A 26,697-nucleotide genomic window follows, 5' to 3' on the forward strand; every position below is an offset into this window, starting at 1 on the left:
GGCCGCAGCTTCTATTTCTCGGTGTCGACCAGGCCCTTGACGAACCATTTCTGCATCAGCACCACCACCAGGGCGGGCGGCAGCATCGCCAAAATGGCGGTGGCCATGACCACGTTCCATTCGTTCTGTCCGTCGCCGCCGGCAATCATGCGTTTGATGCCCACAACGACCGGGTACATGTCTTCGCTGGTGGTGGCCAGCAGCGGCCAGAGGTACTGGTTCCAGCCGTAGATGAACTGGATTACAAAGAGCGCAGCGATCGAGGTTTTCGACAGCGGCAACAGCACGTCGAAGAAAAAGCGCATCGGGCTGGCACCGTCCATGCGAGAGGCCTCGGTCAGCTCCTCAGGCACCGTCAGGAAGAACTGGCGGAACAAAAAGGTCGCCGTGGCGGAGGCAATCAGCGGCACCGTCAGGCCCGCATAGGTGTTGAGCATGTTCAGGTCCGACAGCACCTTGTAGGTCGGCAGAATGCGCACCTCCACCGGCAGCATCAGCGTCACGAAGATGGCCCAGAAGCAGGTCTTCTTGAACGGAAAGCGGAAGTACACGATGGCAAAGGCCGACAGCAGCGAGATCGCGATCTTGCCGACGGCGATCACCATCGCCGTGACAAAGCTGACCCACATCATGTGTGCCACGGGCGCGTTGGAGCCAACGGCGGCTTCGCGCCCGAACAGCGCAGCCTTGTAGCTGTCGAGCATGTTCGTGCCCGGCAGCATCGGCATGGGTGCCTGCACGATTTCCTGTGCGGTATGGGTAGACGCCACGAAGGCCAGGTAAAGGGGAAAGGCGACGATGAAGACACCCAGGATCACGATCACGTGGGCCAGGATGCCGTGGGTTCCGCGTTTTTCAACCATGGGAGGCTCCCGTCGTATTTTTTGTTGTCGTTTTCATCAGTATTGGACTTTCTTCTCGACGTAGCGGAACTGGATCACGGTGAGGGCCACGACGATCACCATCAGGACGACTGACTGCGCTGCCGAGCCTCCCAGGTCCATGGCCTTGAAGCCGTCGTAATACACCTTGTAGACCAGGATGGCTGTGTCCTTGCCTGGGCCACCCTGTGTGGCTGCATCGACAATCGCGAAGGTGTCGAAGAAGGCGTAAACCACATTGATGACCAGCAGGAAGAAGGTGGTCGGTGACAGCAGCGGAAACTGTATGGTCCAGAACCGGCGCCAGGGTTTTGCGCCGTCAATGGCTGCGGCTTCGATCAGTGACTTGGGAATCGACTGCAGGCCCGCCAGGAAGAAGAGGAAGTTGTAGGAAATCTGCTTCCAGACCGAGGCCATCACGATCAGCGCCATGGCGTGGTCAGAGTCCAGCAGGTGGTTCCAGTTGATGCCTATCTTGCCCAGGGCATAGGCCACCACGCCCAGCGAAGGTGAAAACATGAAGACCCACAGAACGGCCGCTACGGCGGGCGCCACGGCATAGGGCAGCACCAGCATGGTTTTGTAGAACATGCCGCCGCGCGTGATGCGGTCGGCAAAAACGGCCAGCAGCAGCGACAGGCTGATGCCGAGGCCGGCCACCATCACCGAGAAAAACGCAGTGGTCTTGAACGACTCGACGTAGCTCGGGTCATCGAGCAGCTGCCGGAAGTTGGCCAGCCCGACAAATTCGACGGAAGTGCCGAAGGGATCCTGCTGCTGCAGCGATTGCAGGAGAGCCTGTGCCGCAGGCCAGAAGAAAAACACCAGAATGACCGCCATTTGCGGCAGCAGCAACAGCCAGGGCAGCCAGCTGGATCGAAAGACAACGCGTTTTTCCATAAGGCCTTCAGTGGGCAAAAAACTGGTGAGTACGGTGAGTACTTAAAACATAAAAACCCGCCGGGCCTTCCCCGGTGAGGGGGAGAGGGCGCAGCGGGCCGAGTTTAGCCCGACGTGCGGGCTGGCTCTGTCTCTTGCGTGATCAGTTCTTGTTGGCCTTCTGGAAGCGCTCAAGCTGCTCGTTGCCGCGCTTGACGATGGAGCCCAGCGCTTCCTTGGCCGTTTTCTTGCCGTTCCAGACTTGCTCGAGCTCTTCGTCCTCGATCGCGCGGATCTGCACATAGTTGCCCAGGCGGATGCCACGGCTCTTGTCCGTGACCTTGCGGATCATCTGCGTGACCGCAACGTCGGTGCCCGGGTTCTGTTTGTAGAAGCCGGACTTTTCGGTCAAATCATACGAAGCCATCGTCACGGGCAGGTAACCCGTGCGCTTGTGGCTGGCCGATTGCACTTCAGGCGTGGAGATGAAGCTGAAGAACTTGGCGACGCCCTTGTATTCGGCAGGCTTTTTGCCCGACATGACCCAGAGGCTGGCGCCGCCGATCACGGTGTTCTGCGGCGCGCCGGGAACGTCCTGGTAATAAGGCAGGGGCGCGATGCCGTAGGCGAACTTGGCGTTTTTGGCCACATTGCCGTAAAAGCCTGACGAGGTGTTGATCATGGCGCACTCGCCGGAGATGAAGCTGGCTTCAGGCACATTGCCGCGGCCCTTGTAGACGAAGAGGCCCTGCTTGGCCATGTTGGCCAGGTTCTCAATGTGACGCACGTGCAGCGGAGAATCCACCTTCAGGCGCGCATCCATGCCTTGCAGGCCGTTGGCTTTGGTGGCGAACTCGACGTTGTGCCAAGCCGAGAAGCTCTCTACCTGCGTCCAGTTTTGCCAGGCGGTCGTGAAGGGGCACTTGTGACCGGATGCCTTCAGTTTGGCGGCGGCATTGACGACCTCAGGCCAGGTGACGGGGGCTTTGTCGGTCGGCAGGCCAGCTGCCTTGAAAGCGTCCTTGTTGAAATAGAAGATGGTGGTGGAGCTGTTGAACGGGAAGCTCAACATCTGGCCGTTCGGCGCGGTGTAGTAGCCGGCGACAGCAGGGATGTAGGCTTTCGGGTCGAACTTTTCTCCTGCGTCCTGCATGATCTTGCCGACCGGGACGATGGCGCCCTTGCTGGCCTGCATCGTGGCGGTGCCCACTTCAAACACCTGCAGGATGTGAGGGGCATTGCCGGCGCGGAAGGCCGCGATGGAAGCGGTCATGGACTCGTCGTACGTGCCCTTGAACGTGGGAACAATCTTGTATTCCTTCTGGCTTTCATTGAATTGCTTGGCCAGGTCATTGACCCATTCACCGTTGACGGCCGTCATCGAATGCCACCACTGGATCTCGGTCTGGGCCTGGCTGGCCAAAGGCATGCAGAGGCCTAGGGCCGCAAAAGCGAACGCGGAAAGACGGTTTTTCATCAAAACTCCTGGGAATTGGACGCGTGTTGGGCGCGCCAGGTTAAACGAGACAGTTTAAAAACTGTTTGTGACAAGCGATTTAAGCGATTTGAACGCCTGCCGACAAGCGGGATTTCCATAAGGCCACATACGACTTTAACCGGGCCGCGGCTCATGTTGCGCTGCGGTAATATAGGGCAACAGCGCTGGACACGGGTCCGAAGCCGCTGGTTTTTCACGATGAACGCCCCTACTACCCTTCAAGAATTGAACGTCTTTGCCGATGACGCAAAGGCCGGCGAAGCTCGCATTCGCGAGATTCCTTATAACTACACCTCTTTTTCCGATCGGGAAGTGGTCATCCGCCTGCTGGGCGAACGGGCGTGGGACCTGCTGAACCGCCTGCGTGACGAGCGCCGCACCGGCCGCTCTGCACGCATGCTGTATGAAGTGCTGGGCGATATCTGGGTGGTACAGCGCAACCCCTATTTGCAAGACGACCTGCTGGACAACCCCAAACGGCGCAAGATGCTGGTGGACGCCCTGCAGCACCGCTTGACCGAGGTGGAAAAACGCCGCACACCGGAGGCGGACCAGCAGCGCGACGCCATTGTGGGCGAGCTGCTGGAGGCAGCGCGCGGCGCCGTCACCCGCTTTTACACCTCCTTCAGCGAAATGTACGACCTGCGCCGGCTGACCGAGCGCAAATTGCGCAAGCTGACCCTGCACGACAACATCAAGTTCGACGGCCTCTCGCGGGTGTCGCATGTCACCGATGCGACGGACTGGCGTGTGGAGTATCCGTTCGTCGTGCTTACGCCTGACACCGAAGTCGAGATGGCCGGCCTGGTCAAGGCCTGTATCGAGCTCGGCCTCACCATTGTTCCGCGCGGCGGCGGAACCGGCTACACCGGCGGGGCGATTCCGCTCACCTGGAAGTCGGCCGTCATTAACACCGAAAAGCTCGAGGCCATGACCGAGGTCGAAATGGTCTCGCTGCCGGGCGTTGAGAAACCGGTCGCCACCGTCTGGACCGAAGCGGGCGTGGTGACGCAGCGCGTGGCCGATGCGGCCGAGCGCGGCGGTTTTGTTTTCGCAGTCGACCCGACCTCTGCGGAAGCCTCCTGTATTGGCGGCAATATCGCGATGAACGCGGGCGGCAAAAAAGCCGTGCTGTGGGGCACCGCGCTGGACAATCTGGCGTCGTGGCGCATGGTCACGCCCGAAGCGCAGTGGCTGGAAGTCACGCGCGTGGGCCACAACCTCGGCAAGATCCACGACGCCGAAATGGCCAGCTTCGACCTCCATTACTTCGAAGCCGATGGCAAAACCCCCATTCGCACCGAGCGACTGGATATTCCCGGCAAAACATTCCGCAAGGAAGGCCTGGGCAAGGACGTCACCGACAAATTCCTGAGCGGTTTGCCCGGCATCCAGAAGGAGGGCTGCGACGGCCTGATTACCAGCGCTCGCTGGATCGTGCACCGCATGCCGGCCCACACCCGCACGGTGTGCCTGGAGTTCTTTGGCAATGCCAAGGACGCAGTGCCTAGCATTGTCGAGATCAAGGACTTCATGTTCGCCGAGCAAAAGCGCGGCGGCGCCATTCTGGCGGGGCTGGAGCACCTGGATGACCGCTACCTGAAGGCGGTCGGCTATGCGACCAAGTCGAAAAAGCACGGCGGCCTGCCGAAAATGGTGCTCTTTGGTGACATTGCCGGTGACGATGCCGATGTCGTGGCGCGCGCTACGTCGGAAGTCGTGCGCATCGCCAACTCGCGCCACGGCGAAGGTTTTATCGCCATCAGCCCCGACGCCCGCAAGAAATTCTGGCTGGACCGCAAGCGCACCGCCGCTATCTCCAAACACACCAACGCCTTCAAGATCAATGAAGACGTGGTGATTCCTTTGCCCCGCATGGCGGAGTACACCGACGGGATCGAGCAGATCAATATCGAGCTCAGCCTGGCCAACAAAATACGCCTGTGCGACGAGCTGGAAGCGTTCTTCCTCAAGGGCAACCTGCCGCTGGGTAAATCGGACGACGCCAACGACATTCCCTCAGCCGAACTGCTGGAGGACCGCGTAGCCCAGGCGCTGGCGCTGGTGGCAGACGTGCGCACGCTCTGGTCTGGCTGGCTTGCTGGGGTAGCCACCCTGTTCCCGCAACTGCAGGACCACACGCTGCGCGCCAGCTGGAAAACCGACATCCGCGCCCAGCTCCAGGCGATTTTCTCGGGCGGTGCTTTTTTGCCGATTCTTGAGGAATGCAATGCCATCCACAAACGCGTGCTCAAAGGCCGCGTCTGGGCGGCGCTGCACATGCATGCAGGCGACGGCAATGTGCACACCAATTTGCCTGTCAACAGCGACGACTACGAGATGCTGCAGACCGCGCACGAGGCCGTGGCGCGCATCATGGTGCTGGCCCGTTCGCTGGACGGCGTGATCTCCGGCGAGCACGGCATCGGCATCACCAAACTGGAGTTCCTGACCGATGAGGAACTGCGGCCCTTCACTGAATACAAGCAAAAAGTCGATCCGGAAGGCCGTTTCAACAAAGGCAAGTTGCTACGAAATCAGGAGCTGCTTGCGCCCGATGGAAGCGGGTTACAGGCCGAAAACACTAAAAAATCGGTCTTGCATGCCGATCTGACCAACGCCTACACCCCCAGCTTCGGCCTGATGGGGCACGAGTCGTTGATCATGCAGCAGTCCGACATCGGCGCCATTGCCGACAGCGTGAAAGACTGTCTGCGTTGCGGCAAATGCAAGCCCGTGTGCGCCACTCATGTGCCGCGCGCCAATCTGCTGTACAGCCCGCGCAACAAGATCCTGGCCACCTCGCTGTTGGTGGAGGCTTTTCTGTACGAAGAGCAGACCCGGCGAGGCGTGAGCATCAAGCACTGGGAAGAGTTCGAGGACGTGGCCGACCACTGCACGGTGTGCCACAAGTGCCTGACGCCTTGCCCGGTGGACATCGACTTCGGTGAAGTCTCCATGAACATGCGCAACCTGCTGCGCAAGATGGGGCAGAAGTCCTTCCGGCCCGGCAATGCGGCGGCCATGTTCTTCCTGAACGCCACCAATCCTCAAACCATCAAGTTCATGCGCGGCGCCATGGTGGACGTCGGCTTCAAGGCCCAACGCCTGGCCAACGACCTGATGCGCCGGCTGGCCCGCAAACAGACGGCGCTGCCGCCCGCTACGGTCGGCAAGGCGCCCATCAAAGAGCAGGTCATCCACTTCATCAACAAGAAGATGCCGGGCGGCCTGCCCAAGAAGACCGCGCGCGCATTGCTGGATATCGAGGACAAGGATTACGTCCCCATCATCCGCAACCCCAAAAGCACCACGTCGGAAACCGAGGCCGTGTTCTATTTCCCCGGTTGCGGCTCCGAGCGCCTGTTCAGCCAGGTCGGCCTGGCGACACAGGCCATGCTCTGGCATGCGGGCGTGCAGACCGTTCTGCCGCCGGGCTATTTGTGCTGCGGTTATCCGCAGCGCGGTAGCGGCCAGTTCGACAAAGCCGAGAAAATCATCACCGATAACCGGGTGCTGTTTCACCGCGTGGCCAATACGCTGAACTACCTGGACATCAAGACCGTGGTGGTCAGCTGCGGCACCTGCTATGACCAGCTGCAGGGTTATGAGTTCGACAAGATATTCCCGGGCTGCCGCATCATCGACATCCACGAGTACCTGCTCGAAAAAGGCATCACCCTGCGCACCGACCAGCCCGGCGCCGGCTACCTCTACCATGACCCCTGCCACAGCCCGATGAAGCTGCAGGAACCGATGAAGACCGTCAAGGCGCTGCTGGGTGACAACGTGCTCAAAAACGAACGCTGCTGCGGTGAATCAGGCACGCTCGGGGTCACCCGACCCGATATTTCAACGCAGATCCGCTTTCGCAAGGAAGAGGAACTGCGCAAGGGCGAAGCCCAGCTTCGCGACGCGGGCGCCGTTGCCGAGACTGGAAACGTCAAGATCCTCACGAGCTGCCCCAGTTGCCTGCAAGGGCTCTCGCGCTACGGCAACGACCTGCAAAACGGACTGCTTGAAGCGGACTACATCGTGGTGGAAATGGCCAACCAGATTCTGGGCAAGGAATGGTTGCCCACCTATGTGGAGGCGGCCAACCATGGCGGCATTGAACGGGTCCTGGTCTAGCGCAATTTCTGGTTGCGATGTCAACGGGCTTATTGCCAAAACCATGAAGGCCTGACGCGTCCGGCCTTTTCTTTTCAGAAAGTGATTTCCCATGGCTGGCCTTCAACCCGGTTCACCTACCCCCACGGCGCTGACGGTTCACAGCCAGTCGCGCATTCTCGAAATCGCCTTCTCCGACGGCGCCGAGTTCCGCATTCCGTTCGAGCTCATGCGCGTTTATTCGCCGTCCGCCGAGGTTCAGGGGCACGGGCCCGGCCAGGAAATTCTGCAAACCGGCAAGCGCGAAGTGAATGTGGTTGAGCTTGAGCCTATCGGCAATTACGCGGTCAAACCGGTGTTTTCTGACGGCCATGAAAGCGGAATTTTCTCGTGGGACTATCTCTACAAGCTGGGCGCCGATCAGGCCCAACTCTGGGATGAGTACCAGCGGCGCCTGCAGGCGGCCGGCGTGGACCGCGATGCGCCTATGGTCGCGGCCGGCGGCCACGGCTGTTCAAGCCACTGATTCCACGAGACTCGCAGAGACATTTGCCGCGCCGTGCCAGCGTGGCGAGTGTCCGTGTCGTATCACTGTTGTTTTTCCAGCATAAAGGCCGCAATAACCCCGCAATGCCCCATGTTGGCTCAGGGTTGTCGGGATCAATCCGCCCTTTGCCCTCTAGCATTGACGCATGAGCAGTACCCATTTCGGTTTTGAGTCGGTCGACGAGCAGGACAAGGCGCGCCGTGTGCGCGGCGTATTTGATTCCGTCGCGCCGAAATATGACGTGATGAATGACCTGATGTCCATGGGCCTGCACCGCGCCTGGAAGGCCTACACGGTGCTCGTGGCCAATGTCAAAGAGGGTTACCAGGTGCTGGACATTGCCGGCGGCACAGGCGATCTGGCCCTGGCGTTCGCGCCCAAGGTGGGCAGCACCGGCCGTGTGGTGCACACCGACATCAACGAAGCCATGCTCCGCGAAGGCCGCAACCGCCTGCTGGATGCCGGCGTCAGTTTGCCGACCCTGGTCTGCGACGCCGAGCACTTGCCGTTTCCCGACGCCCACTTCGACGTGGTGACCGTTGCCTTTGGCCTGCGCAACATGACGCACAAGGAAGACGCGCTGCGCGAGATGAACCGTGTGCTCAAACCCGGCGGCAAGCTGTTGGTGCTGGAATTCTCCAAGGTGGCCAAGCCGCTGGAAAAAATTTACGACTGGTATTCCTTCAAGGTATTGCCGCGGCTCGGCAAGCTGGTGGCCAACGACGACTCAAGCTATCAGTACCTTGCCGAATCAATTCGCATGCATCCCGGGCAGGACGAATTGAAAGCCCTTATGCAGAAAAGTGGTTTTGGCCATGTGGACTATCACAACATGACGGGCGGCGTAGTGGCATTGCATGTTGGAATCAAGTGTTGAAAAGTCAAACGGCATGAAAACCGTGATCAAGGAGACGATATGAAAATCTGGTCGGCAATTTTTTCCGCAGCGCTTGCGTTAACCCTGACCTTGGGGGGGACGGCCGCTGACGCCAAGCGTCTCGGGGGTGGTTCGTCATTCGGCAAACAGTCGTCAAACGTGACCAAACGTGAGGCGGCGCCTGCAAACAATGCCGCCACCAAGCCCGCAACACCTCCTGCGGCAACGCCGGCCGCGGCACCCAAGAGGCCTTGGGGCGCCATGCTGGGCGGTCTGGCTGCGGGCCTCGGCCTGGCCTGGCTTGCTTCGTCGCTGGGCCTGGGCGGCGCCTTCGGCCAGATCATCATGTTCGCCTTGCTGGCACTGGTGGTCATGGTGGTGATTGGTTTCGTCATGCGCAAGCTCAAGGGCGGGACAAACAATTCCGCGGCGACACAGCCGCCGTTTGCTTTCCAGGGCGCGGGCAATGCAGCAACCCCCAAGAACTACAGCCCTGAAAATGTCGGGAATGATGCGTCCGCACGCCCCTGGGAGCGAAGCAGCATGGCGTTCGATGCCAACAAGTACGACGCGGCGGCCCCCGCTGCTGGTGGCTCCATGATCGGCTCTGCCTTGCTGGGTGCTCAGTCCTGGGGTGTTCCTGCCGGCTTTGATGCGGAAGGCTTTCTCAAAGCCAGCAAGGCCAACTTCGTGACCTTGCAAGACGCCTGGGACCGTTCCGATATCCAGAACCTGCGCGCCATGATGACGGACGACATGCTCGAGCAGATCAAGACCCAGCTGGCAGACCGCGAATCGCACACGGGCGGCGTGGTGAACAAGACCGAAGTCGTCATGCTGGACGCACAGTTGCTGGGCATTGAGGAATTGAGCGACGTCTACATGGCCAGCGTGGAGTTCTCCGGCATGATCCGCGAAGACGCCTCCGCAGGCGCCAGCCCTTTCCGTGAAGTCTGGAACATGACCAAGCCACGCAGCGGCGGCAGCGGCTGGCTCGTCGCCGGCGTACAAGCTCTCCAATAACCCCCGTTCAGGCTCACTTCGTGTAGCCTGCTCCCCCCTTAAAAGGGGGAGGCGCCTGCGGTCTGGCAAAGCCAGTCCCGCGGCTGCCCGCTGGTGGAATACCTCTCCACTGGTTACACCCTGAATCTTCAACCCAGCATGAGCCGCGGAACCGGCTTTGCCGGGCCGCAGGCGGGCGACCCCCTCGGGGGGCAGGGAGCTACACGCAGTGAGCGACCGTGGGGGCCTACTACCACCGTGGGGGCCACATTGCTGTCAAAATCGGGACATGAATACCACCTCCACGTTCCCTTTTTCCTTTCTGGAGTCCATTGCCGCCCGCTTTCAGCCGCCCGCCTGGGTGGTTGACGAAGGGCAGCAACGGCTGGTGCTGTTTCTGAACCATGTCCTGATGCAGGAAAAGCAGGCGCAAGACCGGTTGCTGCGGCAAAAGGGGCGCGTCGTGCACCTGCGCTGGGGACTGTTTGCCATTGACCTGGTGGTGACGCCGGCGGGCTTGGTTGACCGGGCCCAGCCTGGCGCCAAGCCAGACCTCCTGCTGGCTGTGGCGACCGAATCACCGCTGACTGTGGTGCAGTCCGTGTTGGCGGGCAAGCCACCGCCAGTGAAAATCGAGGGCGATGTCCAACTCGCGGCGGAACTGGGTTGGCTCGCTGAAAATCTGCGTTGGGATGCCGAGGAGGATCTCTCCCGGCTGATCGGTGACGCACCCGCGCATGCCGTGGGCGACGCCGGGCGGCGGATTTTTGCCGGGCTCAAGCAGTTTCTGGCAAGCACGCCGTTGGCATCCGCGGCGCCTTCTTCCGGGGCCTCGAGTTCTGGTGTTGAGCCGGCCCCAGTGGCTTCGGCCACGCCCAAAGCGGATTCGTCAGCAACCAGCGGCGATGCTGGTTCCATGAAAGCGCCTGCATGAGTCGGCTCTTCAGGGGGGCTTTTATCGTCTGGACCGTGCTCCGGTTTGGCCTGGATGAGCTGGTGCTCTCCAGCTTCGAGCGCCCGTGGATTCGTTTGTTGACGCGCGTCGTGTCGGTTGGCCGCAATCTCAAAGCACCGCGTGGTGAGCGCCTGCGGGAAGCGCTCGAAGGCCTCGGGCCGATTTTTGTGAAGTTCGGCCAGGTGATGTCCACCCGGCGGGACCTCCTGCCTCCTGATATTGCGGACGAACTCGCGCGCCTGCAGGACAGGGTGCCACCGTTTGACTCCGCGATCGCGGTCGCCATCATCGAAAAAGCCTTCGGCAGGCCGCTGGGCCGCATATTTGCGAGCTTTGAGCAGACGCCGGTGGCCAGTGCTTCCATTGCGCAGGTGCATTTCGCCACCTTGCCCAACGGCCGCGAGGTGGCCGTCAAGGTGCTCAGGCCTAACATGCTGCCGGCCATCGAAAAAGACCTGGCGCTGATGCACATGATGGCGGGCTGGATCGAGGGCGCGTCAGCCGATGGCAAGCGGCTCAAGCCCCGCGAGGTGGTCGGCGAATTCGATAAATACCTTCACGACGAGCTGGACCTGCTTCGCGAGGCGGCCAACGCAGCCCAGCTGCGCCGCAACATGCAGGACCTTGACCTGGTGATGATCCCCGAAATGGTCTGGGACTTCTGCATGCCCGACGTGATGGTGATGGAGCGCATGAAAGGCATTCCTATCAGCCAGGCGCAGCGCCTGCGCGACGCCGGTGTCGACATGAAAAAGCTGGCGCGTGATGGTGTGACGATCTTTTTCACGCAGGTGTTTCGCGACGGTTTTTTCCACGCAGATATGCATCCGGGCAACATCCAGGTCAGCCTGGCGCCGGAAACCTTTGGCCGCTACATCTCGCTGGACTTCGGGATTGTGGGCACCCTGACGGAGGTCGACAAGGAGTACCTGGCGCAGAATTTCAGCGCTTTTTTCCAGCGCGATTACAAGCGGGTGGCCGAGCTGCACCTTGAGTCGGGCTGGGTTCCGCCGAACACGCGGGTCGACGAGCTCGAAGCTGCCATTCGTGCCTGCTGCGAGCCCTATTTCGACCGGCCACTCAGGGAAATCTCGCTGGGACTGGTGCTGATGCGGCTCTTTCAGACCTCGCGACGCTTTCACGTCGAAATTCAGCCCCAGCTGGTGCTGCTGCAAAAAACCCTGCTGAATATTGAAGGACTGGGCCGCGAACTCGACCCTGACCTGGATCTCTGGAGCACCGCCAAACCGTTTCTCGAGAAATGGATGCTGGAGCAGGTGGGCCCCGAGAAACTCCTGGCCCAGCTCAAGGCGGAGGCGCCGGCTTATGCCAAGCTGCTGCCCGGTTTGCCACGCCTGCTGTCGCAGTATCTGAAGTCGCCCCCCGGAATCAATCGGCGGGAGCTGGAGGAATTGCTGCAGGAGCAGAAGCGCACCAACAAACTGCTGCAAAGCCTGATTTACGGCGGCCTGGGCTTTGTCTTGGGCCTGATCGCGATGCAATTCCTCCTTCGGGTGCGGGTGTTTTAGGCCCAGCCGGGAGAGGCCTCAACGGCCTATAATTGAGGGCTTTGCACCTGGGTGCCTTTCCCAGGCAACCAGGTAATTTTCCGGGCAGTTTCCGGACAAGCCGTTCAAAACCTCTACCACTATGCCAATCTACGCTTATAAATGCGAGTCCTGTGGGCATGCCAAGGACGTTTTGCAAAAAATCTCGGATGCGCCGCTCACGGTGTGCCCGCAATGCGGTGAGCCGGCTTTCAAAAAACAGGTCACGGCCGCCGGCTTTCAACTCAAGGGTTCCGGCTGGTACGTGACGGACTTCCGCGGTGGCAATACGGGCGCACCAGCTCCCGCTGCGGCTGGCGGCGATGCAGCCGCGGGCGGCGCGGCCGCTGCCAAACCTGCTGAGTCCGGCGCAGCCGCGCCTGCTGCAGCTGCGCCTGCTCCGTCTGCACCCGCTGCGCCCGCGAAAACTTCGGGCGGTGATTCGTCCTCCAAATCCTCGTGATGGGGTCCATTCGCCGCTGGCTCCTGGCCGGGCTCTTGGTGCTGGTACCCCTGGCTATCACGCTCTGGGTGCTCGACTGGATCGTCGGCACGCTGGACCAGACCCTGCTGATTCTTCCGGGCGCCTGGCATCCCGACAAGCTGCTGGGTTTTCATATCCCCGGTTTCGGCGTGTTGCTCACGCTGCTGATCGTGCTGCTGATGGGCGCTGTCGCCAGCAACTTTTTCGGCAAAAAACTGGTTCGCTGGGGCAACTCCTTCCTGAGCCGCATCCCGATCGTTCGCTCCATCTATTCGAGTGTGAAGCAGGTCTCCGATACGGTGTTTTCAGAAAACGGCAATGCCTTTCGCAAGGCCCTGCTGGTGCAGTGGCCCCGTGAGGGCGTCTGGACCATAGGTTTTCTCACCGGCACGCCGGGTGGCGATGTGATCAACCACTTGCAGGGCGATTACCTGAGCGTTTACGTGCCCACGACGCCCAATCCCACCGGTGGCTATTTTGTGATGCTGAAGAGAAGTGACTGCATTGAGCTCCAGATGAGCGTCGATGAGGCTTTGACTTACGTGATTTCCATGGGCGTCGTGGTGCCCTCCAAACCCGTACCGCGTCCGCTGACTCCTCCCCTTCCTCCCCTTTAAGCGGCGAAAATTGCAACATTGCGCGTGAGGCGCTGAAAGTCCGAGATTTCTTTATGGCCATCGTTTCCCAAATGCGTTCCAACTATTGCGGTCTGGTGACCGAAGCCCTGATGGGCCAAACCGTCAGCCTGTGCGGCTGGGTGAACCGCCGCCGCGACCATGGCGGCGTGATTTTTATCGACCTGCGCGACCGCGAGGGTTATGTCCAGGTGGTTTGTGACCCGGACCGCGCCGACATGTTCAAAACCGCCGAAGGCGTGCGCAACGAGTTCTGTGTGCAGGTCAAGGGCGTAGTGCGGGCCCGGCCTGACGGCACCACCAACGACAACCTCAAGAGCGGCAAGGTCGAAGTGCTGTGCCATGAACTGATCGTGCTGAACCCGAGCGTGACGCCGCCGTTCCAGCTCGACGACGACAACCTGTCGGAGACGACGCGCCTCACGCACCGCGTGCTGGACCTGCGCCGCCCCTACATGCAGAACAACCTGATGCTGCGCTACCGCGTGTCCATGGAAACGCGCAAGTTCCTCGACGCCAACGGTTTCATCGACATCGAAACCCCGATGCTGACCAAGAGCACGCCCGAAGGCGCGCGCGACTACCTGGTGCCCAGCCGCGTCAACGAAGGCATGTTCTTCGCGCTGCCGCAAAGCCCGCAGCTGTTCAAACAGCTGCTCATGGTCGCCGGTTACGACCGCTACTACCAGATCACCAAATGCTTCCGCGACGAAGACTTGCGCGCCGACCGCCAGCCCGAATTCACGCAGATCGATATCGAAACGTCCTTCATGGGCGAGCAGGATATTCGTGACATGTTCCAGGGCATGATCAGCAACATCTTCAAGACCGTGCTCAGCACCGACCTCGGCGAGTTCCCGGTGATGGCGTACGGCGATGCCATGCACCGCTTCGGTTCTGACAAACCCGATTTGCGTGTGAACCTGGAGTTCACCGAGCTCACCGAAGTCATGGCGACGGTGGACTTCAAGGTCTTCAGCACGCCGGCAACCACCGTGGGCGGGCGCGTCGTCGCGTTGCGCGTTCCCGGCGGTTCCGAAATGAGCCGCGGTGAGATCGACGGCTACACCGAATTTGTCAAAATCTACGGCGCCAAGGGCCTGGCCTGGATCAAGGTCAACGACATCACGAAGGGCCGCGATGGCTTGCAAAGCCCGATCGTCAAGAACATTCATGACGCAGCGATTGCGGAGATCCTCAAGCGCACGGGCGCCCAGAACGGGGACATCCTTTTCTTTGGCGCCGACAAGGCCAAGGTTGTCAACGACGGCATCGGCGCGCTGCGCCTGAAAATCGGCCACAGCGAGTTCGGCAAGAAAACCGGTCTTTTCACCAAGGGCTGGAAACCGCTGTGGGTGGTGGACTTCCCGATGTTCGAGTTTGACGAAGAAGGCCAGCGCTGGAGCGCGGTCCACCATCCCTTCACCGCACCCAAAGACGGACACGAGGACTGGATGGACACCGACCCCGGACGCTGTATTGCCAAGGCCTACGACATGGTGCTCAATGGCTGGGAGCTGGGCGGCGGCTCGGTCCGTATCCACCAGGCAGACGTGCAGAGCAAGGTCTTCAATGCCCTGAAGATCGGTCCCGAAGAAGCCCAGGAGAAGTTTGGCTTCCTGCTGGATGCATTGCAGTACGGCGCCCCTCCACACGGCGGCCTGGCTTTCGGGCTGGACCGCATCGTCACCATGATGACCGGCGCCGAATCGATTCGCGACGTGATCGCTTTCCCGAAAACCCAACGCGCGCAGGACTTGCTCACGCATGCGCCCAGCCCGGTGGACGAAAAGCAGTTGCGCGAGCTGCACATCCGCCTGCGCAACCCCCAACCGGTGTAGATGTGGCCCCCACGGTCGCTCACTGCGTGTAGCTTCCTGCCCCCCGAGGGGGCCGCTGCGCCTGCGGTCAGGCGGAGCCAGTCCCGCGGCCCTGGCTTGAGAAGAACAGAGCCCCCGCGGTTGTGCACTTCGTGTGGCTTTCTACCCCCCGAGAGGGCCGCTGCGCCTGCGGACTGGCAGAGCCAGATCCGCGGCCCCTGCTGATGAGGGAGAGAAGTCCCAACGGCTGCGCACTTTGCTAAGCCGATTCCTGCGGAGAAATTTTGAAGAATTTCAAGATCCCCGAGTCCGTGCTGGTTGTCATTCACACACCCGAGCTGGAGGTGCTGCTGATCGAGCGCACCGACAATCCCGGCTTTTGGCAAAGCGTCACGGGCTCTAAAGACATGGCGGACGAACCCTTGCTGCAGACCGCGGTGCGCGAGGTGCTGGAAGAAACGGGTATTGACGCAACACCCGCCCAGTTTTGTGACTGGGGTTTGTCGAATGTGTATGAAATCTACCCGGTCTGGCGCCACCGCTATGCGCCGGGTGTCACCCATAACACCGAGCACGTCTTCAGCCTGTGCCTGCCTTACGCGCGTGACGTGAAACTTCACCCCCGGGAACACACGGCGTGGCAATGGCTGCCGCACCACGCGGCTGCTGACCTCTGCTTCTCACCGTCGAACGCTGAGGCCTTGCTTCTCTTGCCGAGGTTCACCGCTTGAAGCGACTGCGCCGACCGACGCGCAACACTTTGTGAGTTGGCGCTTCACTGATTGGCAAACACCGGCCAGTCGGTTCAAATGAGAGGAGAGGGCCTTTCAACCCACTCTTCACACTCCCGGAGAAAAAGCCGCTGGCCATGTTTCCACTCCACAAGTCCGGTGCGTTGCAGTTGCTCCAGGGCGGGCAGGAATTCTTTCCTGCGCTCATCAAGGCCCTCGATGCGGCGCACACCTGGATTCAGCTGGAAACCTATATTTTTGATTTTCACGGCGCCGGTGCGGAAGTGGCCGAGGCACTGGTTCGGGCGGCCCGGCGCGGCGTCACGGTGCAGGTGCTGGTCGACGGTATCGGCACCAGCCCTTTGCCCGCGCAGTGGCGCGAGAAATTCTCGGCAGCCAAGGTCGACTGGTTTGTGTACTCCCCACTCGGCACGGGCCTCAGCGGCCTGGGCCTGCTGATGCCCGAACGCTGGCGCAGGCTGCATCGCAAGCTTTGCGTGGTGGACCAGCACACGCTGTTTTGTGGCGGCATCAATGTGCTCGACGATTTTTACGACCCCAACCACGGCGAGCTGCAGGCCCCGCGTGTCGATTTTGCGGTGACAGTGACCGGCCCTCTGGCCCTGGAGGCGGCCGATGCCATGGCGCTGCTGTGGTGGCGCGTGCAGGCCGGTTACAGCGCGCGGCAGCGACACATAGGTGCCGCGTGGGAGCGGTTCAAGGCGGCGGGCTATGGCGGGCGCACCGGCTCCACACCGCTGGTCGATGCCCGTGCCGCCGGCGCAAGCGGGCCCAAGGCGGCGCTGATTTTGCGCGACAACTTGCGCAACCGCGCCAGCATCGAGCGCGCCTACCGAAGGGCGATTGGCAAGGCGCACCGTGAAATCATCATTGCCAACGCCTACTTTTTACCGGGCGGAAAATTGCGCCGCGCGCTGACAGCGGCTGCCAGGCGCGGCGTGCGTGTCACGCTGCTGCTGCAGGGGCGCTACGAATATTTCATGCAGTACCATGCCGCCCGCCCGGTGTACGGCGCGCTGCTGGAAGCGGGGGTCGAGATTCACGAATATGAGGCGAGTTTCCTGCACGCCAAGGTGGCGGTAGTGGACGGGCACTGGGCCACCGTCGGGTCGTCCAATCTGGATCCTTTGAGCCTGTTGCTGGCACGCGAAGCCAACGTGGTGGTCGAAGACCGGGCGTTTGCCGAAAGCCTCGCAGGCATCTTGCGTCAGGCCATGGTGAACTACGGGCGGCGCGTGGAGCCGGCGGCTTACGGCCGCCGTCCCTGGGTGCAGCGCCTGCAGGGCTGGACGGCATATGTCCTGGTGAGGCTCGCATTGCTGGTGGCGAGGCAGCGCTATTGAAACCGGCAGGGCGGGTGTTGCCTTATGCCAGGCGCGATTGCTATTAAATTAATAGCTGCTTGCGCCCGTCAAGAAAGGGCGGGAGGCCAAAAACCCCATCAAAATGCGGACATGACGCATTCAGGGCGGGCTGGTAATATCTGGCATGCTTATGAAATCCGACACGCCTCCCCAGGACGCGACCGACGAAGGGACGCCGGTCTCCGTCAAAATTCGCGAACGACTGGCCCAGGCACGCAAACGCTTTAACGCCAACGACAACATTGCCCAGTTCATTCAACCGGGCGAGCTGGAAAAGCTGCTCGACGAAGTGGAAGTGAAGATGCAGGGCGTGCTCGACAGTCTCGTGATCGACACTGCAGGCGACCACAACACCCACAATACCGCGCGCCGCGTGGCCAAGATGTACCTCAACGAGGTGTTCAAGGGCCGCTACGTGGCGCCGCCCACCATCACCGAGTTTCCCAACGCCGAGCATCTGAATGAGCTGATGATCGTCGGGCCCATCACGGTTCGCAGTGCCTGCTCACACCATTTCTGTCCCGTCATCGGCAAGATCTGGATCGGCGTGTTGCCCAACGAGCACACGAATGTCATCGGTCTTTCCAAATACGCGCGCCTGGCCGAGTGGGTCATGGGCCGTCCGCAAATCCAGGAAGAAGCCGTGGTGCAGCTGGCCGACCTCATCATGGAAAAAACCCAGCCTGATGGCCTGGCCATCGTGATGGAGGCCAGCCACTACTGCATGGCTTGGCGCGGCGTCAAAGACATGGACAGCAAGATGATCAACTCGGTGATGCGCGGCGTGTTCCTCAAAGACCCGACATTGCGCCGTGAGTTTCTCGCGCTGCTTCCACAGAAAGGCTAACCATGTTGGTCCGTTTACTTTACGCAAGCCGCGCCGTCGACACCAGCCCCGAAGCCATTGAGGGCATCCTGTCGCAGTCACGCCAGCACAATCCGTCATCGGGCATCACAGGCATCCTGTGCTACGGCGGCGGCATTTTTCTGCAGGCCATCGAAGGCGGCCGCATGGCGGTCAGCGAGTTGTTCGGCCACATCCAGCAAGACGCCCGCCACAAGGACGTCATCCTCCTGCACTTCGAGGAAATCTCCGAGCGGCGCTTTGGCGGATGGACCATGGGCCAGGTCAACCTGTCCAAACTCAACCATTCGATTCTCCTCAAATACTCTGAAAAAGCCGAGCTCGATCCTTATTCGGTGTCCGGCAAGGTGTCATTTGCGCTGCTCGAAGACCTGATGGCCACGGCCTCTATCTGCGGACGCGTTTAGCATTTGGCCCCCACGCTCCGCCGCTGCGCGGGTCGCTGCCCCCGGAGGGGGCGCTGGGCCTGCGGCCCGGCCCTTCGACAGGCTCAGGACAGGCCAAGGCCGGTTCCGCGGCTCTGGCTGGTACGTAGAGGCTTCACGCTGTACAGCTCCGCGCGAACAGCCTTTTTCTGTTGGATTGACCGGTGCCGCTTTCCGCCCTTGCCCTCGTTATCCTCGCGGGGCTGATCCACGCCAGCTGGAACATCGCCGCCAAGAAGGCCGGCGGTGATGCGCGCTTTGCCTTCTTCACCAGTGTGGTGCTCATGCTGGTCTGGGCGCCCGTAGGGCTGTGGGCCGCCTGGGGTGTGTTGCCGGGATGGGGCTGGCGCGAGTGGGGGGTGATTGCCGTCAGCGGTGTGCTGCATGTGCTGTATTACGTGGTGCTGCTGCGGGGTTACCGCAAGGCCGACCTCACCGTGGTGTATCCACTGGCCCGCGGCTCCGGGCCGCTGTTGTCCTCGATGGTGGCCATCATGCTGCTGGGCGAGCAGATTTCGGCCGCGGGGCTGGCCGGCATTGCCGGTGTGGTGGGCGGTGTGTTCCTGATTGCCGGCGGTCCCGGCCTGCTGCGGGCGGCGCACGACCCGGCGCAACGCCGACGCGTCCACAAGGGCATGGTGTACGGCCTGCTGACCGGTGCGTTTATTGCCAGCTACACCGTGGTGGACGGTTACGCCGTCAAATTCATGCTGATGTCGCCCATTCTGCTGGACTACCTCGGTAATTTTTTGCGCCTGGCGCTTCTGGCGCCTTCGGTGTTGCGCAACCGGGCCGCGGCGCTGCTGATGTGGCGGCAGCAATGGAAGTACGCCCTGCTTGTGGGTGCCATCAGCCCGGTTTCCTACGTGCTGGTGCTGTATGCGATGCAGGTGGCGCCACTGTCGCATGTGGCGCCGGCGCGTGAAGTGTCCATGCTGTTTGCCGCGCTGATAGGCGGGCACCTGCTGGGCGAGGGCGATCGCCTGCAGCGCGCGTTCGGGGCTGCGCTGATTGCTTTTGGCGTGATGGCGCTGGCCCTGGGCTGACCGACAATCCCTGCATGAGCCTGCTGATCGGATGCGACTTTTCCAGCGCGCCCACGCGCCGCAAACCCATCGTGCTGGCGCTGGGCGCCAGCGCCGGCGGGCGGGTGCAACTCACCCGGTTGTTGCCTCTCTCCTCGCTCGACGACTTTGAAGCCTGGCTGCGCCAGCCGCAGGGCTGGCTGGGGGCGTTTGACTTTCCGTTTGGCCTGCCGCGCGAACTGGTGGAACAGCTTGGCTGGCCCGGCCAATGGCCCGGGCTGATGGCGCACTATGCGGCGCTCAGCCGGGCCGACATCCGGCAAACCTTTGCCGCCTTTTGCGATGCACGTCCTGTCGGCGGCAAGTTTGCGCACCGCGCCACCGACGGGCCGGCCGGCTCCAGCCCGTCGATGAAATGGGTCAACCCGCCGGTGGCCTACATGCTGCATGCCGGTGTGCCGCGCCTGCTCGCTGCGGGCGTGCACCTGCCCGGCCTGCATGACGGCGACCGCACGCGTGTGGCGCTGGAGGCATACCCCGGGCTGCTGGCGCGCGAAGTGCTCGGCAACCGCTCTTACAAGAGTGATGACCGGCTCAAGCAGACCCCTGAGCGGCTGATTGCGCGCAAGGACCTGATCACTGCGCTGGAGATGGGCCAGACCCGTCTGGGCCTGCGTCTGAAGCTCACCCATGCGCAGCGCGATACCCTGGCCGATGATGCCAGCGGCGATTCCCTGGACGCCGTGCTGTGCCTGATGCAGGCCGCCTGGGCCTCGGAGCAAGGGGCACCCCGCTACGGTTTGCCCGCCGGGATGGACGCGCTGGAAGGCTGGATTGTCACGGCCTGATCAGGAGAGGGTGCTGTATATTTGTACAGTTGCGCTGGCACTCTCATGAAGCCTCAGTAGCCGCTTCCTGCGCTGGCTAAAACATCTGTTTTGAGCATTTTTTAAACGATTTAGGCCGTAATCCCAATAGGAACAAGCGCCAGCAGCTATGAATTTAATAGCAATCCAAGGCATGAAAATTTCTGCGACAGCTGCAACCGTCGTCATTAAAGCGCTGTTTCTGATGGCGCTGCTGATATGCGGCGGGGCACGCGCCGCAAGCCCTTCCGTGGCGGCTGGGTCGGTCTGGCCGGGCGTTGTGAGCTATGTGGTGGACGGCGATACCGTCCGGGTACGGCCGTCAGCGGGCGGCAAGTCGGTGAGCGTTCGCCTGCAAGGCATAGACGCGCCAGAGATCTGCCAGCCAGGCGGAACCCTCTCACGCGATGCGCTGATGCGTCGGTTGCTGGGCCAGCGCGTGACGGTGCATGGCCGGCACCATGACGGCTACGGACGTGTGCTGGCCAAGGTGGTTTTCAGCGGTGAGGATGCCGGCAAATGGATGGTTGGCCGCGGAATGGCCTGGTCTTATCGAAGCCGGGGCAACGGCGGACCTTACGCGCAGGAGCAAAAACGCGCTCGTGCGGCAAAGTTGGGCGTGTTTGCGCGGACAGCAGGCGCGCCGCCCGTGTATCCCGCGCAGTTTCGTAAACAGCACGGAAGCTGCTACTGAGGCGCCGGACTACATGTCGGTGAAGCTTGTGTGCTGCCGTTTCGGTGCAGGCCGCTGAGCCCACCACGCAAAAAAGCAGGCTGCGGATTACTCCGCGCCTGCTTTTTTTGCGCCACCTCGCGGTGGCGTTTGCTAGCTCACCCGTTTAAGGACGAACGACGATGTCGTTACGCACACCCTTGACGTTCTTCACATTGCGGGCAATGTTTTCGGCCTGGGCTTTTTCAGCGCTGGACTTGGCAAAGCCCGACAGCTGAACCGTGCCATTGAGCGTTTCCACCTTGATGGAAGATGCTGCAACGGTTTTGTCCTCAATGAACTTGGCTTTGACGGCGGTGGTGATAGCAGCATCATCCACATAGGCGCCAGCAGTTTCCTGTCCACGCCCAACGGCGCAGCCGCTGCCGATGATGGTGATGCCTGCCAGTGCGGCGAATGCAATTGCGCGAGCGTATTTCATATTGTTTTCCTCTAAGTTGGTTTAATCGTTTGGTGCGTTGGTTAAAAAAGCCTGTCGACTGGCGGCACCACGCCGTCGACCTGCGGTACTCGTTATCGTTCCAGCCAGTCCTTGAGCTCGTCGGCGTGTTCTTCTTCATCGGCAAGAACATCTTCAAGCAGGCGGCGTGTGGTCGGGTCTTTGTCGCCGATCAGCGCGATCATCTGGCGGTAGGTTTCCACCGCAACTCGCTCGGCAATCAGGTTGACGCGCACCATCGCTTTAAGCTCGGTTGACTCGTCGTAGTCGGCATGGCTGCGTTGCAGCAGAGTGGCCGGAGAAAAGTCGGGCTCACCGCCCAGCTGCACAATGCGGCGCGCGATGCGGTCTGCATGCCCGGATTCTTCATTGGCATGGACAAGAAATTCATCGGCAATCGCGGGAGAAGACACGCCGCTGGCGGTGAAGTAGTGGCGCTTGTAGCGCAGCACACATACCAGTTCTGTGGCCAGCGCGTCGTTCAGGAGCTTGACGATGGCATCGCGATGCGGTCCATAGGCGGGCGTGATGGCGCCGTCGTCAAGGCTGCTGCGCGCCGCGTTCAGGCCTGTTTCGTCAAGTGCCAATTCGCCTGGCGCCGTAGCAGAAAGCGTGGAGGTGTTCATTGTGGGTGAGAGTTTTTGTCGGACGTTTGATGAGCGCCGGAAAGCATGGCCAGCACCGTGCCCGAAAGTTCGGACGATTTGAGTGCAGCCACCAGCAGACCACCCAGCGACACAAGTCGCCAGGGACGGAGTACAACCGCTGCCGCACCCGCTGCAGCCGCAACACCCAGCAATTGCAGTGGCTTTTCTTCCGCATACCGGCCCAGCATCGGGCGCGCCAGGTCAAATGCCACGCTGACGGGGTGATAGCGCCACCAGCTTTTCAGGGCATGTTTGACCACGCCCCAGGTTCCGCCGCCGCCAAATTGCGCCGCATCGTCCGGTGCGTCGGGCTCGCCAGTGTCACGCGTTTCGTTATGGTCCAGTTTGTCACGGCTCATGTGCCTGACAATGGCTTTACGGCTGTTGGCCAGCCTTTCCTGGGGTGTGGGCGCTGTAAGCGGGGTCATCATCGTGGCTCTGTGTGGAATCAGGCGGCCATGCGCAGTGCGCGGGCGTCGTTGTCAATTTGCGCTTTCAGTTCCGGAAAGCGTTCGTGAACGAAAGGTTTGCGGGCGCGTAGTACCGCCGCAATGACAATGACCAGCGCAACGCCGGGCACCACGGCGAGCGCCCAGTGAAACTGGTTGTGAATCATTCCCAGCATCACGGCCGTACCGGCAAGCGCCAAAAACACGCCGGCTGCCAACACTGCAATCACCCACGCCACGGCTCTTGCTACCAGATCCGTGCCAACGTCGGAAACCTCTTCATGAAAAAGCGCCACATAAGCGGAGACATGGTCCATGACGAGGTCAGGCCGCTGCACGATGGTGGAAAACAAGGGATGAAGCATGGATCAGATAGTCAAAGTGCAGGGGCCGGCTCGGGAGGAAGCGTAGGGGTCAGTAACGGTTCTGGTTGCGATGACGCGCAGAAGACACCAGCAAGGCAATGCCGGCACCGACAGCAGCGGCGATCAACACCGAGCGCAGGGGCTGCTCGGAAACATAACGCGTGGTGGCGCCTGCTGCGTTCGACAGCGACTGCTGGGCGCGGTGCTTGGCTTCCGACGCCATGTCCAGGCTCTGACGGGCAAGCTGCTGTGCCTTGGCGGCCAGCATGTCCACCACCGGGTCCACGCTGCCACGCAGGTCACGCACTTTGGTCTCGGCTTTGTCGAGTGCGTCGTTGGCATAACCGCGGGTTGCGTCAACGGCTTTTTCTGCGTTCTGCAACAGTTCATCCGAGCTTTGGCGCGCAGTCTTGGCGATGGTTTGGGTGTTCATATCAGGTCCTTTGAGTTGGGGGGAAGGGAAAGCGAAAGAGGTTTGGATGCTACTGGCGCCGCATGAGGTCAAGTGGCAGCCGGCAAAACAGGCTGGTCAGTTTTTCTTGAGCAAGCTGATGACAAAGCTCACGATGGCCATGACGGCAAAGATGAAAAAGAGGATCTTGGCGATCTCGACAGCACCTGCGGCAATGCCGCCAAAGCCGAATATGGCGGCGATCAGTGCGATGACCAGAAAAACGACGGAATAGTGCAGCATCTCGGGGCTCCTTGCTTGAACTGAAGAGTGGTGCTTCTTTTGAAACGCCTTCAGCAAGGTTAATGAGCGACCGTCTTTTCGCTCATCGGCTGCCAGCGTGTGCCACTGTCAGCTCGGGCGTGCATGCCCTGTAGGAGGTGACTGACGGTTTGTTACGTGCCGATCGCTTGCCTGGCGCTCATGCAAGCGCAGACCTCATGCTTTGCGGCGATGTGGGATCAGCCATGCCGCGCACCTCGCTGCGGCAGCGGCATTGGCCGTGGCAACAGATGCCTTGAAAGCGGTTACAGCGTTTTTGGCAACACGGCAGAAATGCATGTGCCATTGCCCTCTGCGCTGGACACCGTCAAGCGCCCGCCGGCGGCTTCGACGCGGTGGCGCATGCCCGCCAGGCCGTGGCTACCGGGGCCGATGCTGTCGAGCTTGAAGCCTTTGCCGTTGTCCTTGACCTCTACCGTGATGTAGCTGTCGAAATTGTGAAGGCTGATCTCGGCTTGCTTGGCTTCGGCATATTTGCCGATGTTCGTCAAAGACTCCTGCACCAGCCGATAAACGGTCAACTGGGCGGACCCACCCAGCTCCACCGACTCCAGGTCTGTGCTGATGGAGAGACCGGAACGCTCTTCAAACTCTCTCGCCAGTATTTCCAGAGATGCCACCAGGCCCAGATGCGAGAGCGAGGAAGGCCGGAGATCCTCCACGATGCGGCGCTTCAGTGCAATCCCGCTGTTGAGCGTATTGGTCAGGTGCGTCAGGCGCTCGGCCGCTTCGGGCAGATTGCCTGCCAGGCGTGATTTCAACCGGGCCACATCCAGCTTCGCCGCAGTCAGGAGTGCGCCCAATTCGTCATGCAGTTCACGCGCCAGGTGCCCTCGTTCGTCCTCACGCACGTTTTGCAGGTGGGTCGCCAGCTCCGCGAGATTGGCGGTTCGCTCACGCACCTGCATTTCGAGGAAGTCGCGCTCGCGTTGCAGGGACTCTTGCTCGCGCTTGCCCGCAACCAGCAGCGCCTTGGTTTGCAGCAGGTACATGTAAAAAGCCAGCAAGCCTGCCACGGCCATGGCCCCGATGCCAATGCGCGAAAGCTCCAGCGCTTTCTTGATCTGCACCTGTCCCTGCTCCATTTTGCTGATGCTGTTGGATGCCAGCTTGGCCGACTCCTCGCGGATTGCCTCCATATGCTCTTTCCCGACATCGGTGGTCAGGACAAATTTCCAGGCATCCTCATTGCCTTCCTTGCGCATGCGCACGCTCAGGTCCATTTCGGCCAGCTTGCGCGATACGTGCCGGGACAAAATGCCGAACTCCGAGAGTTGGTCCCTGTAAGGGGTGAACAGGTGCCGCAGGGCATCCAGGGTCTGGTCGATATCGGCCACGGCCATGTTGTAGGGCTCCAGGTAACGGATGTCGCCGGTCAGGAGGTAGCCGCGCTGGCCGGTTTCGGCGTCCAGCATGTGCTGCAGCAATTTATTGATGGCACCCCGGGTTTGCTGGGCCTCTTCAATACTGGCCGCCGCCTCTGTGGACTTCTGAAAACTCGCCTCGTTGATGAATATAAGGACAGCCGCAGCCAGCACCGCCAGGGGCATGCTGATGGCCATTTTGGGGATCGCAAATCGTTTCACGGCAAACTCCGTTCAGTAATTCGATGAAAATTTCGTCAATAATGAACGCTGAAAATCAATGCGGATGTCCTGCCGGCCATCTTTCCATTGCATTTGCCCGCTTGTGCAGACCTTATAGAAAGACAGCGACATGATCAAAATTGGAATTGTGGACGACCATGCCATTGTGCGTTCTGGACTCAAACAGTTTTTTTCCGACCAGGTGGACCTTCGGGTCGTGGGGGAGGCCGGCAGCGGCCGTGAGGCGATCGACTTGGTGCGCAATGTTGAACTCGATATTCTGGTGATGGATTTGTCCATGCCCGGACAAAGCGGCATTGACGCGCTGGCCATGATCCGCGCCAAGGCGCCTGATGTCGGCATCCTCATTTTGAGCGGTTACCCCGAGGAACACTATGCCGTGAACCTGATTCGCCAGGGCGCCAGCGGCTACCTTAACAAGGAGTGCGATCCTTCCGAGATTGTCGATGCAATTCGCGTCATTTCGCTGGGGAAGCGCTACATCACCCCGGCGGTGGCCGAGCTTCTGGCGCAGCAGCTGAACCGTCCCAATGATGTGGCGTCCCACGAGCAGTTGTCCGAGCGGGAGTTTCAGGTTTTCCTGAAACTGGCCAAGGGCGAAACCGCCGGTGACATTGCGAAAGCGCTGTCGCTGAGCGTGAAAACGGTGAGTACCTACCGGACGCGTGTGATGGAAAAAATGAGTTTGTCGTCCAACAGCGACCTGACTTACTACGCGCTGAAGAACAAGCTGATTGACTGAGTTCAACCGGAAATGGCGCTCTGTTGGATGCAATAGTCCACCAGAGCGTCAATTTCATTGGATTTGTCAAAAACTGCGTCCACACCCAGCTGGGCGCACCGCTGGCGTATGTCTACCGTGGCGTAATTGCTCAGCACCACAACCTTTTGCGTTGAAGGGCGGTCGCGACAGGCGGCCAGAACCCCGAGACCGCTGCCCTGCTTTAAAAACAGGTCAACAATCGCCAAATCCCAATCGTTTTTGTTCTCGACAAGCCAGGCCTTGCCTTCGTTTTCGGTTTCAGCGGTTCCTACCGCGTGGATGCCTGCCAATTCCTCAAGCGTGCCGATCAGATTCTCGCGAATGGTCGGGTTGTCTTCTACGATGTACGTTTTCAGTCTCACTGCTCGGGTCCAGGTGGGAAGGCGACGCGCTTCTCGGATATACAAAAGGCTCAAGAACAGGGCAGTC

28 protein-coding genes are annotated in these 26,697 nt (G+C 60.9%); 17 read left to right on the top strand and 11 right to left on the bottom strand.

The annotated features are described in order from the left end of the window. Positions 1 to 11 precede the first annotated feature (11 nt). From ugpE to ugpB, 3 genes are all read right to left on the bottom strand, one after another. Positions 12 to 863 (bottom strand): sn-glycerol-3-phosphate ABC transporter permease UgpE, encoded by an 852-nt coding sequence (gene ugpE / locus ABI546_RS07360; protein ID WP_348045589.1) that lies wholly within the window; start codon positions 861 to 863, stop codon positions 12 to 14. A 36-nt stretch (positions 864 to 899) separates the two neighbouring features. After that, complete coding sequence (gene ugpA / locus ABI546_RS07365; RefSeq protein ID WP_348045591.1) at positions 900 to 1,781, bottom strand: sn-glycerol-3-phosphate ABC transporter permease UgpA; 882 nt, start codon at positions 1,779 to 1,781, stop codon at positions 900 to 902. A gap of 142 nt (positions 1,782 to 1,923) precedes the next feature. Beyond that, complete coding sequence (gene ugpB / locus ABI546_RS07370) at positions 1,924 to 3,237, bottom strand: sn-glycerol-3-phosphate ABC transporter substrate-binding protein UgpB (RefSeq protein ID WP_348045593.1); 1,314 nt, start codon at positions 3,235 to 3,237, stop codon at positions 1,924 to 1,926. Positions 3,238 to 3,456: 219 nt separating this feature from the next. Between ugpB and ABI546_RS07375 the strand changes: the two genes are divergently transcribed. From ABI546_RS07375 to ABI546_RS07450, 16 genes are all read left to right on the top strand, one after another. Further along, entirely contained in the window at positions 3,457 to 7,389 is a 3,933-nt protein-coding gene (locus ABI546_RS07375) for an FAD/FMN-binding oxidoreductase (RefSeq protein ID WP_348045595.1), read from the top strand. 91 nt (positions 7,390 to 7,480) lie between these two features. Then, the gene (locus ABI546_RS07380) at positions 7,481 to 7,894 is read left to right on the top strand and encodes a DUF971 domain-containing protein (protein ID WP_348045597.1); all 414 of its coding nucleotides are present in this window, start codon (positions 7,481 to 7,483) and stop codon (positions 7,892 to 7,894) included. 166 nt (positions 7,895 to 8,060) lie between these two features. Beyond that, positions 8,061 to 8,792, top strand: coding sequence for a bifunctional demethylmenaquinone methyltransferase/2-methoxy-6-polyprenyl-1,4-benzoquinol methylase UbiE (gene ubiE, locus ABI546_RS07385; protein ID WP_348045599.1), 732 nt, complete (start codon positions 8,061 to 8,063; stop codon positions 8,790 to 8,792). A 39-nt stretch (positions 8,793 to 8,831) separates the two neighbouring features. Then, positions 8,832 to 9,815 (top strand): Tim44-like domain-containing protein, encoded by a 984-nt coding sequence (locus ABI546_RS07390; protein WP_348045601.1) that lies wholly within the window; start codon positions 8,832 to 8,834, stop codon positions 9,813 to 9,815. A gap of 268 nt (positions 9,816 to 10,083) precedes the next feature. Beyond that, positions 10,084 to 10,728, top strand: coding sequence for a hypothetical protein (locus ABI546_RS07395; RefSeq protein WP_348045602.1), 645 nt, complete (start codon positions 10,084 to 10,086; stop codon positions 10,726 to 10,728). Further along, positions 10,725 to 12,278, top strand: a complete 1,554-nt coding sequence (gene ubiB / locus ABI546_RS07400; protein ID WP_348045604.1) for a ubiquinone biosynthesis regulatory protein kinase UbiB — start codon at positions 10,725 to 10,727, stop codon at positions 12,276 to 12,278. Before ABI546_RS07395 ends, ubiB begins: the two co-directional genes overlap by 4 nt. A gap of 121 nt (positions 12,279 to 12,399) precedes the next feature. Continuing rightward, positions 12,400 to 12,759: an FmdB family zinc ribbon protein gene (locus ABI546_RS07405; RefSeq protein ID WP_348045606.1), complete on the top strand. Its 360-nt coding sequence runs from the start codon at positions 12,400 to 12,402 to the stop codon at positions 12,757 to 12,759. Next, complete coding sequence (locus ABI546_RS07410; protein WP_348045608.1) at positions 12,759 to 13,397, top strand: DUF502 domain-containing protein; 639 nt, start codon at positions 12,759 to 12,761, stop codon at positions 13,395 to 13,397. Before ABI546_RS07405 ends, ABI546_RS07410 begins: the two co-directional genes overlap by 1 nt. Before the next feature lie 53 nt (positions 13,398 to 13,450). Further along, on the top strand, positions 13,451 to 15,256 hold the full coding sequence (gene aspS, locus ABI546_RS07415; RefSeq protein WP_348045610.1) for an aspartate--tRNA ligase: 1,806 nt from the start codon (positions 13,451 to 13,453) through the stop codon (positions 15,254 to 15,256). Positions 15,257 to 15,519: 263 nt separating this feature from the next. Beyond that, complete coding sequence (gene nudB / locus ABI546_RS07420) at positions 15,520 to 15,966, top strand: dihydroneopterin triphosphate diphosphatase (RefSeq protein WP_348045612.1); 447 nt, start codon at positions 15,520 to 15,522, stop codon at positions 15,964 to 15,966. Positions 15,967 to 16,103: 137 nt separating this feature from the next. Next, entirely contained in the window at positions 16,104 to 17,330 is a 1,227-nt protein-coding gene (clsB, locus tag ABI546_RS07425) for a cardiolipin synthase ClsB (protein ID WP_348045614.1), read from the top strand. Between the two features lie 145 nt (positions 17,331 to 17,475). Next, on the top strand, positions 17,476 to 18,198 hold the full coding sequence (gene folE / locus ABI546_RS07430) for a GTP cyclohydrolase I (RefSeq protein WP_348045616.1): 723 nt from the start codon (positions 17,476 to 17,478) through the stop codon (positions 18,196 to 18,198). 2 nt (positions 18,199 to 18,200) lie between these two features. Continuing rightward, positions 18,201 to 18,623, top strand: a complete 423-nt coding sequence (locus ABI546_RS07435) for a BLUF domain-containing protein (protein ID WP_348045618.1) — start codon at positions 18,201 to 18,203, stop codon at positions 18,621 to 18,623. Positions 18,624 to 18,805: 182 nt separating this feature from the next. Further along, positions 18,806 to 19,687, top strand: coding sequence for a DMT family transporter (locus ABI546_RS07440; protein WP_348045620.1), 882 nt, complete (start codon positions 18,806 to 18,808; stop codon positions 19,685 to 19,687). Positions 19,688 to 19,701: 14 nt separating this feature from the next. Next, complete coding sequence (locus tag ABI546_RS07445) at positions 19,702 to 20,514, top strand: DUF429 domain-containing protein (RefSeq protein ID WP_348045622.1); 813 nt, start codon at positions 19,702 to 19,704, stop codon at positions 20,512 to 20,514. Positions 20,515 to 20,686: 172 nt separating this feature from the next. Beyond that, the gene (locus ABI546_RS07450) at positions 20,687 to 21,226 is read left to right on the top strand and encodes a thermonuclease family protein (RefSeq protein WP_348045624.1); all 540 of its coding nucleotides are present in this window, start codon (positions 20,687 to 20,689) and stop codon (positions 21,224 to 21,226) included. A gap of 145 nt (positions 21,227 to 21,371) precedes the next feature. Here the strand turns inward: ABI546_RS07450 and ABI546_RS07455 are convergent, their stop codons facing one another. From ABI546_RS07455 to ABI546_RS07485, 7 genes are all read right to left on the bottom strand, one after another. Next, positions 21,372 to 21,686 carry a BON domain-containing protein gene (locus tag ABI546_RS07455; RefSeq protein WP_348045626.1) on the bottom strand — a complete coding sequence of 105 codons (315 nt, stop codon included), beginning with the start codon at positions 21,684 to 21,686 and terminating at the stop codon, positions 21,372 to 21,374. Positions 21,687 to 21,778: 92 nt separating this feature from the next. Beyond that, the gene (locus ABI546_RS07460) at positions 21,779 to 22,330 is read right to left on the bottom strand and encodes a ferritin-like domain-containing protein (protein ID WP_348045628.1); all 552 of its coding nucleotides are present in this window, start codon (positions 22,328 to 22,330) and stop codon (positions 21,779 to 21,781) included. Continuing rightward, complete coding sequence (locus ABI546_RS07465; protein WP_348045630.1) at positions 22,327 to 22,782, bottom strand: hypothetical protein; 456 nt, start codon at positions 22,780 to 22,782, stop codon at positions 22,327 to 22,329. The genes ABI546_RS07460 and ABI546_RS07465 overlap by 4 nt, the downstream gene beginning before the upstream one ends. A 17-nt stretch (positions 22,783 to 22,799) precedes the next feature. Next, a complete protein-coding gene (locus ABI546_RS07470) occupies positions 22,800 to 23,153 on the bottom strand; it encodes a hypothetical protein (RefSeq protein WP_348045632.1) in 354 nt (117 codons plus the stop codon). A gap of 61 nt (positions 23,154 to 23,214) precedes the next feature. Further along, positions 23,215 to 23,598, bottom strand: coding sequence for a hypothetical protein (locus ABI546_RS07475; RefSeq protein ID WP_348045634.1), 384 nt, complete (start codon positions 23,596 to 23,598; stop codon positions 23,215 to 23,217). A 96-nt stretch (positions 23,599 to 23,694) separates the two neighbouring features. Further along, on the bottom strand, positions 23,695 to 23,859 hold the full coding sequence (locus tag ABI546_RS07480) for a DUF1328 domain-containing protein (protein WP_348045635.1): 165 nt from the start codon (positions 23,857 to 23,859) through the stop codon (positions 23,695 to 23,697). 284 nt (positions 23,860 to 24,143) lie between these two features. Continuing rightward, positions 24,144 to 25,484 carry a CHASE3 domain-containing protein gene (locus ABI546_RS07485; RefSeq protein ID WP_348045636.1) on the bottom strand — a complete coding sequence of 447 codons (1,341 nt, stop codon included), beginning with the start codon at positions 25,482 to 25,484 and terminating at the stop codon, positions 24,144 to 24,146. 130 nt (positions 25,485 to 25,614) lie between these two features. Here ABI546_RS07485 and ABI546_RS07490 point away from each other — a divergent pair, with 130 nt between their 5' ends. Continuing rightward, positions 25,615 to 26,247, top strand: a complete 633-nt coding sequence (locus tag ABI546_RS07490; RefSeq protein ID WP_007867910.1) for a response regulator transcription factor — start codon at positions 25,615 to 25,617, stop codon at positions 26,245 to 26,247. Positions 26,248 to 26,249: 2 nt separating this feature from the next. On the opposite strand, the gene ABI546_RS07495 is transcribed toward ABI546_RS07490, so the two are convergent. Beyond that, on the bottom strand, positions 26,250 to 26,630 hold the full coding sequence (locus ABI546_RS07495) for a response regulator (protein WP_348045650.1): 381 nt from the start codon (positions 26,628 to 26,630) through the stop codon (positions 26,250 to 26,252). Between the last annotated feature and the right edge of the window lie 67 nt (positions 26,631 to 26,697).

It is taken from the genome of Polaromonas sp. (genome assembly GCF_039932935.1).
Classification (GTDB): Bacteria; Pseudomonadota; Gammaproteobacteria; order Burkholderiales; family Burkholderiaceae_C; genus Polaromonas.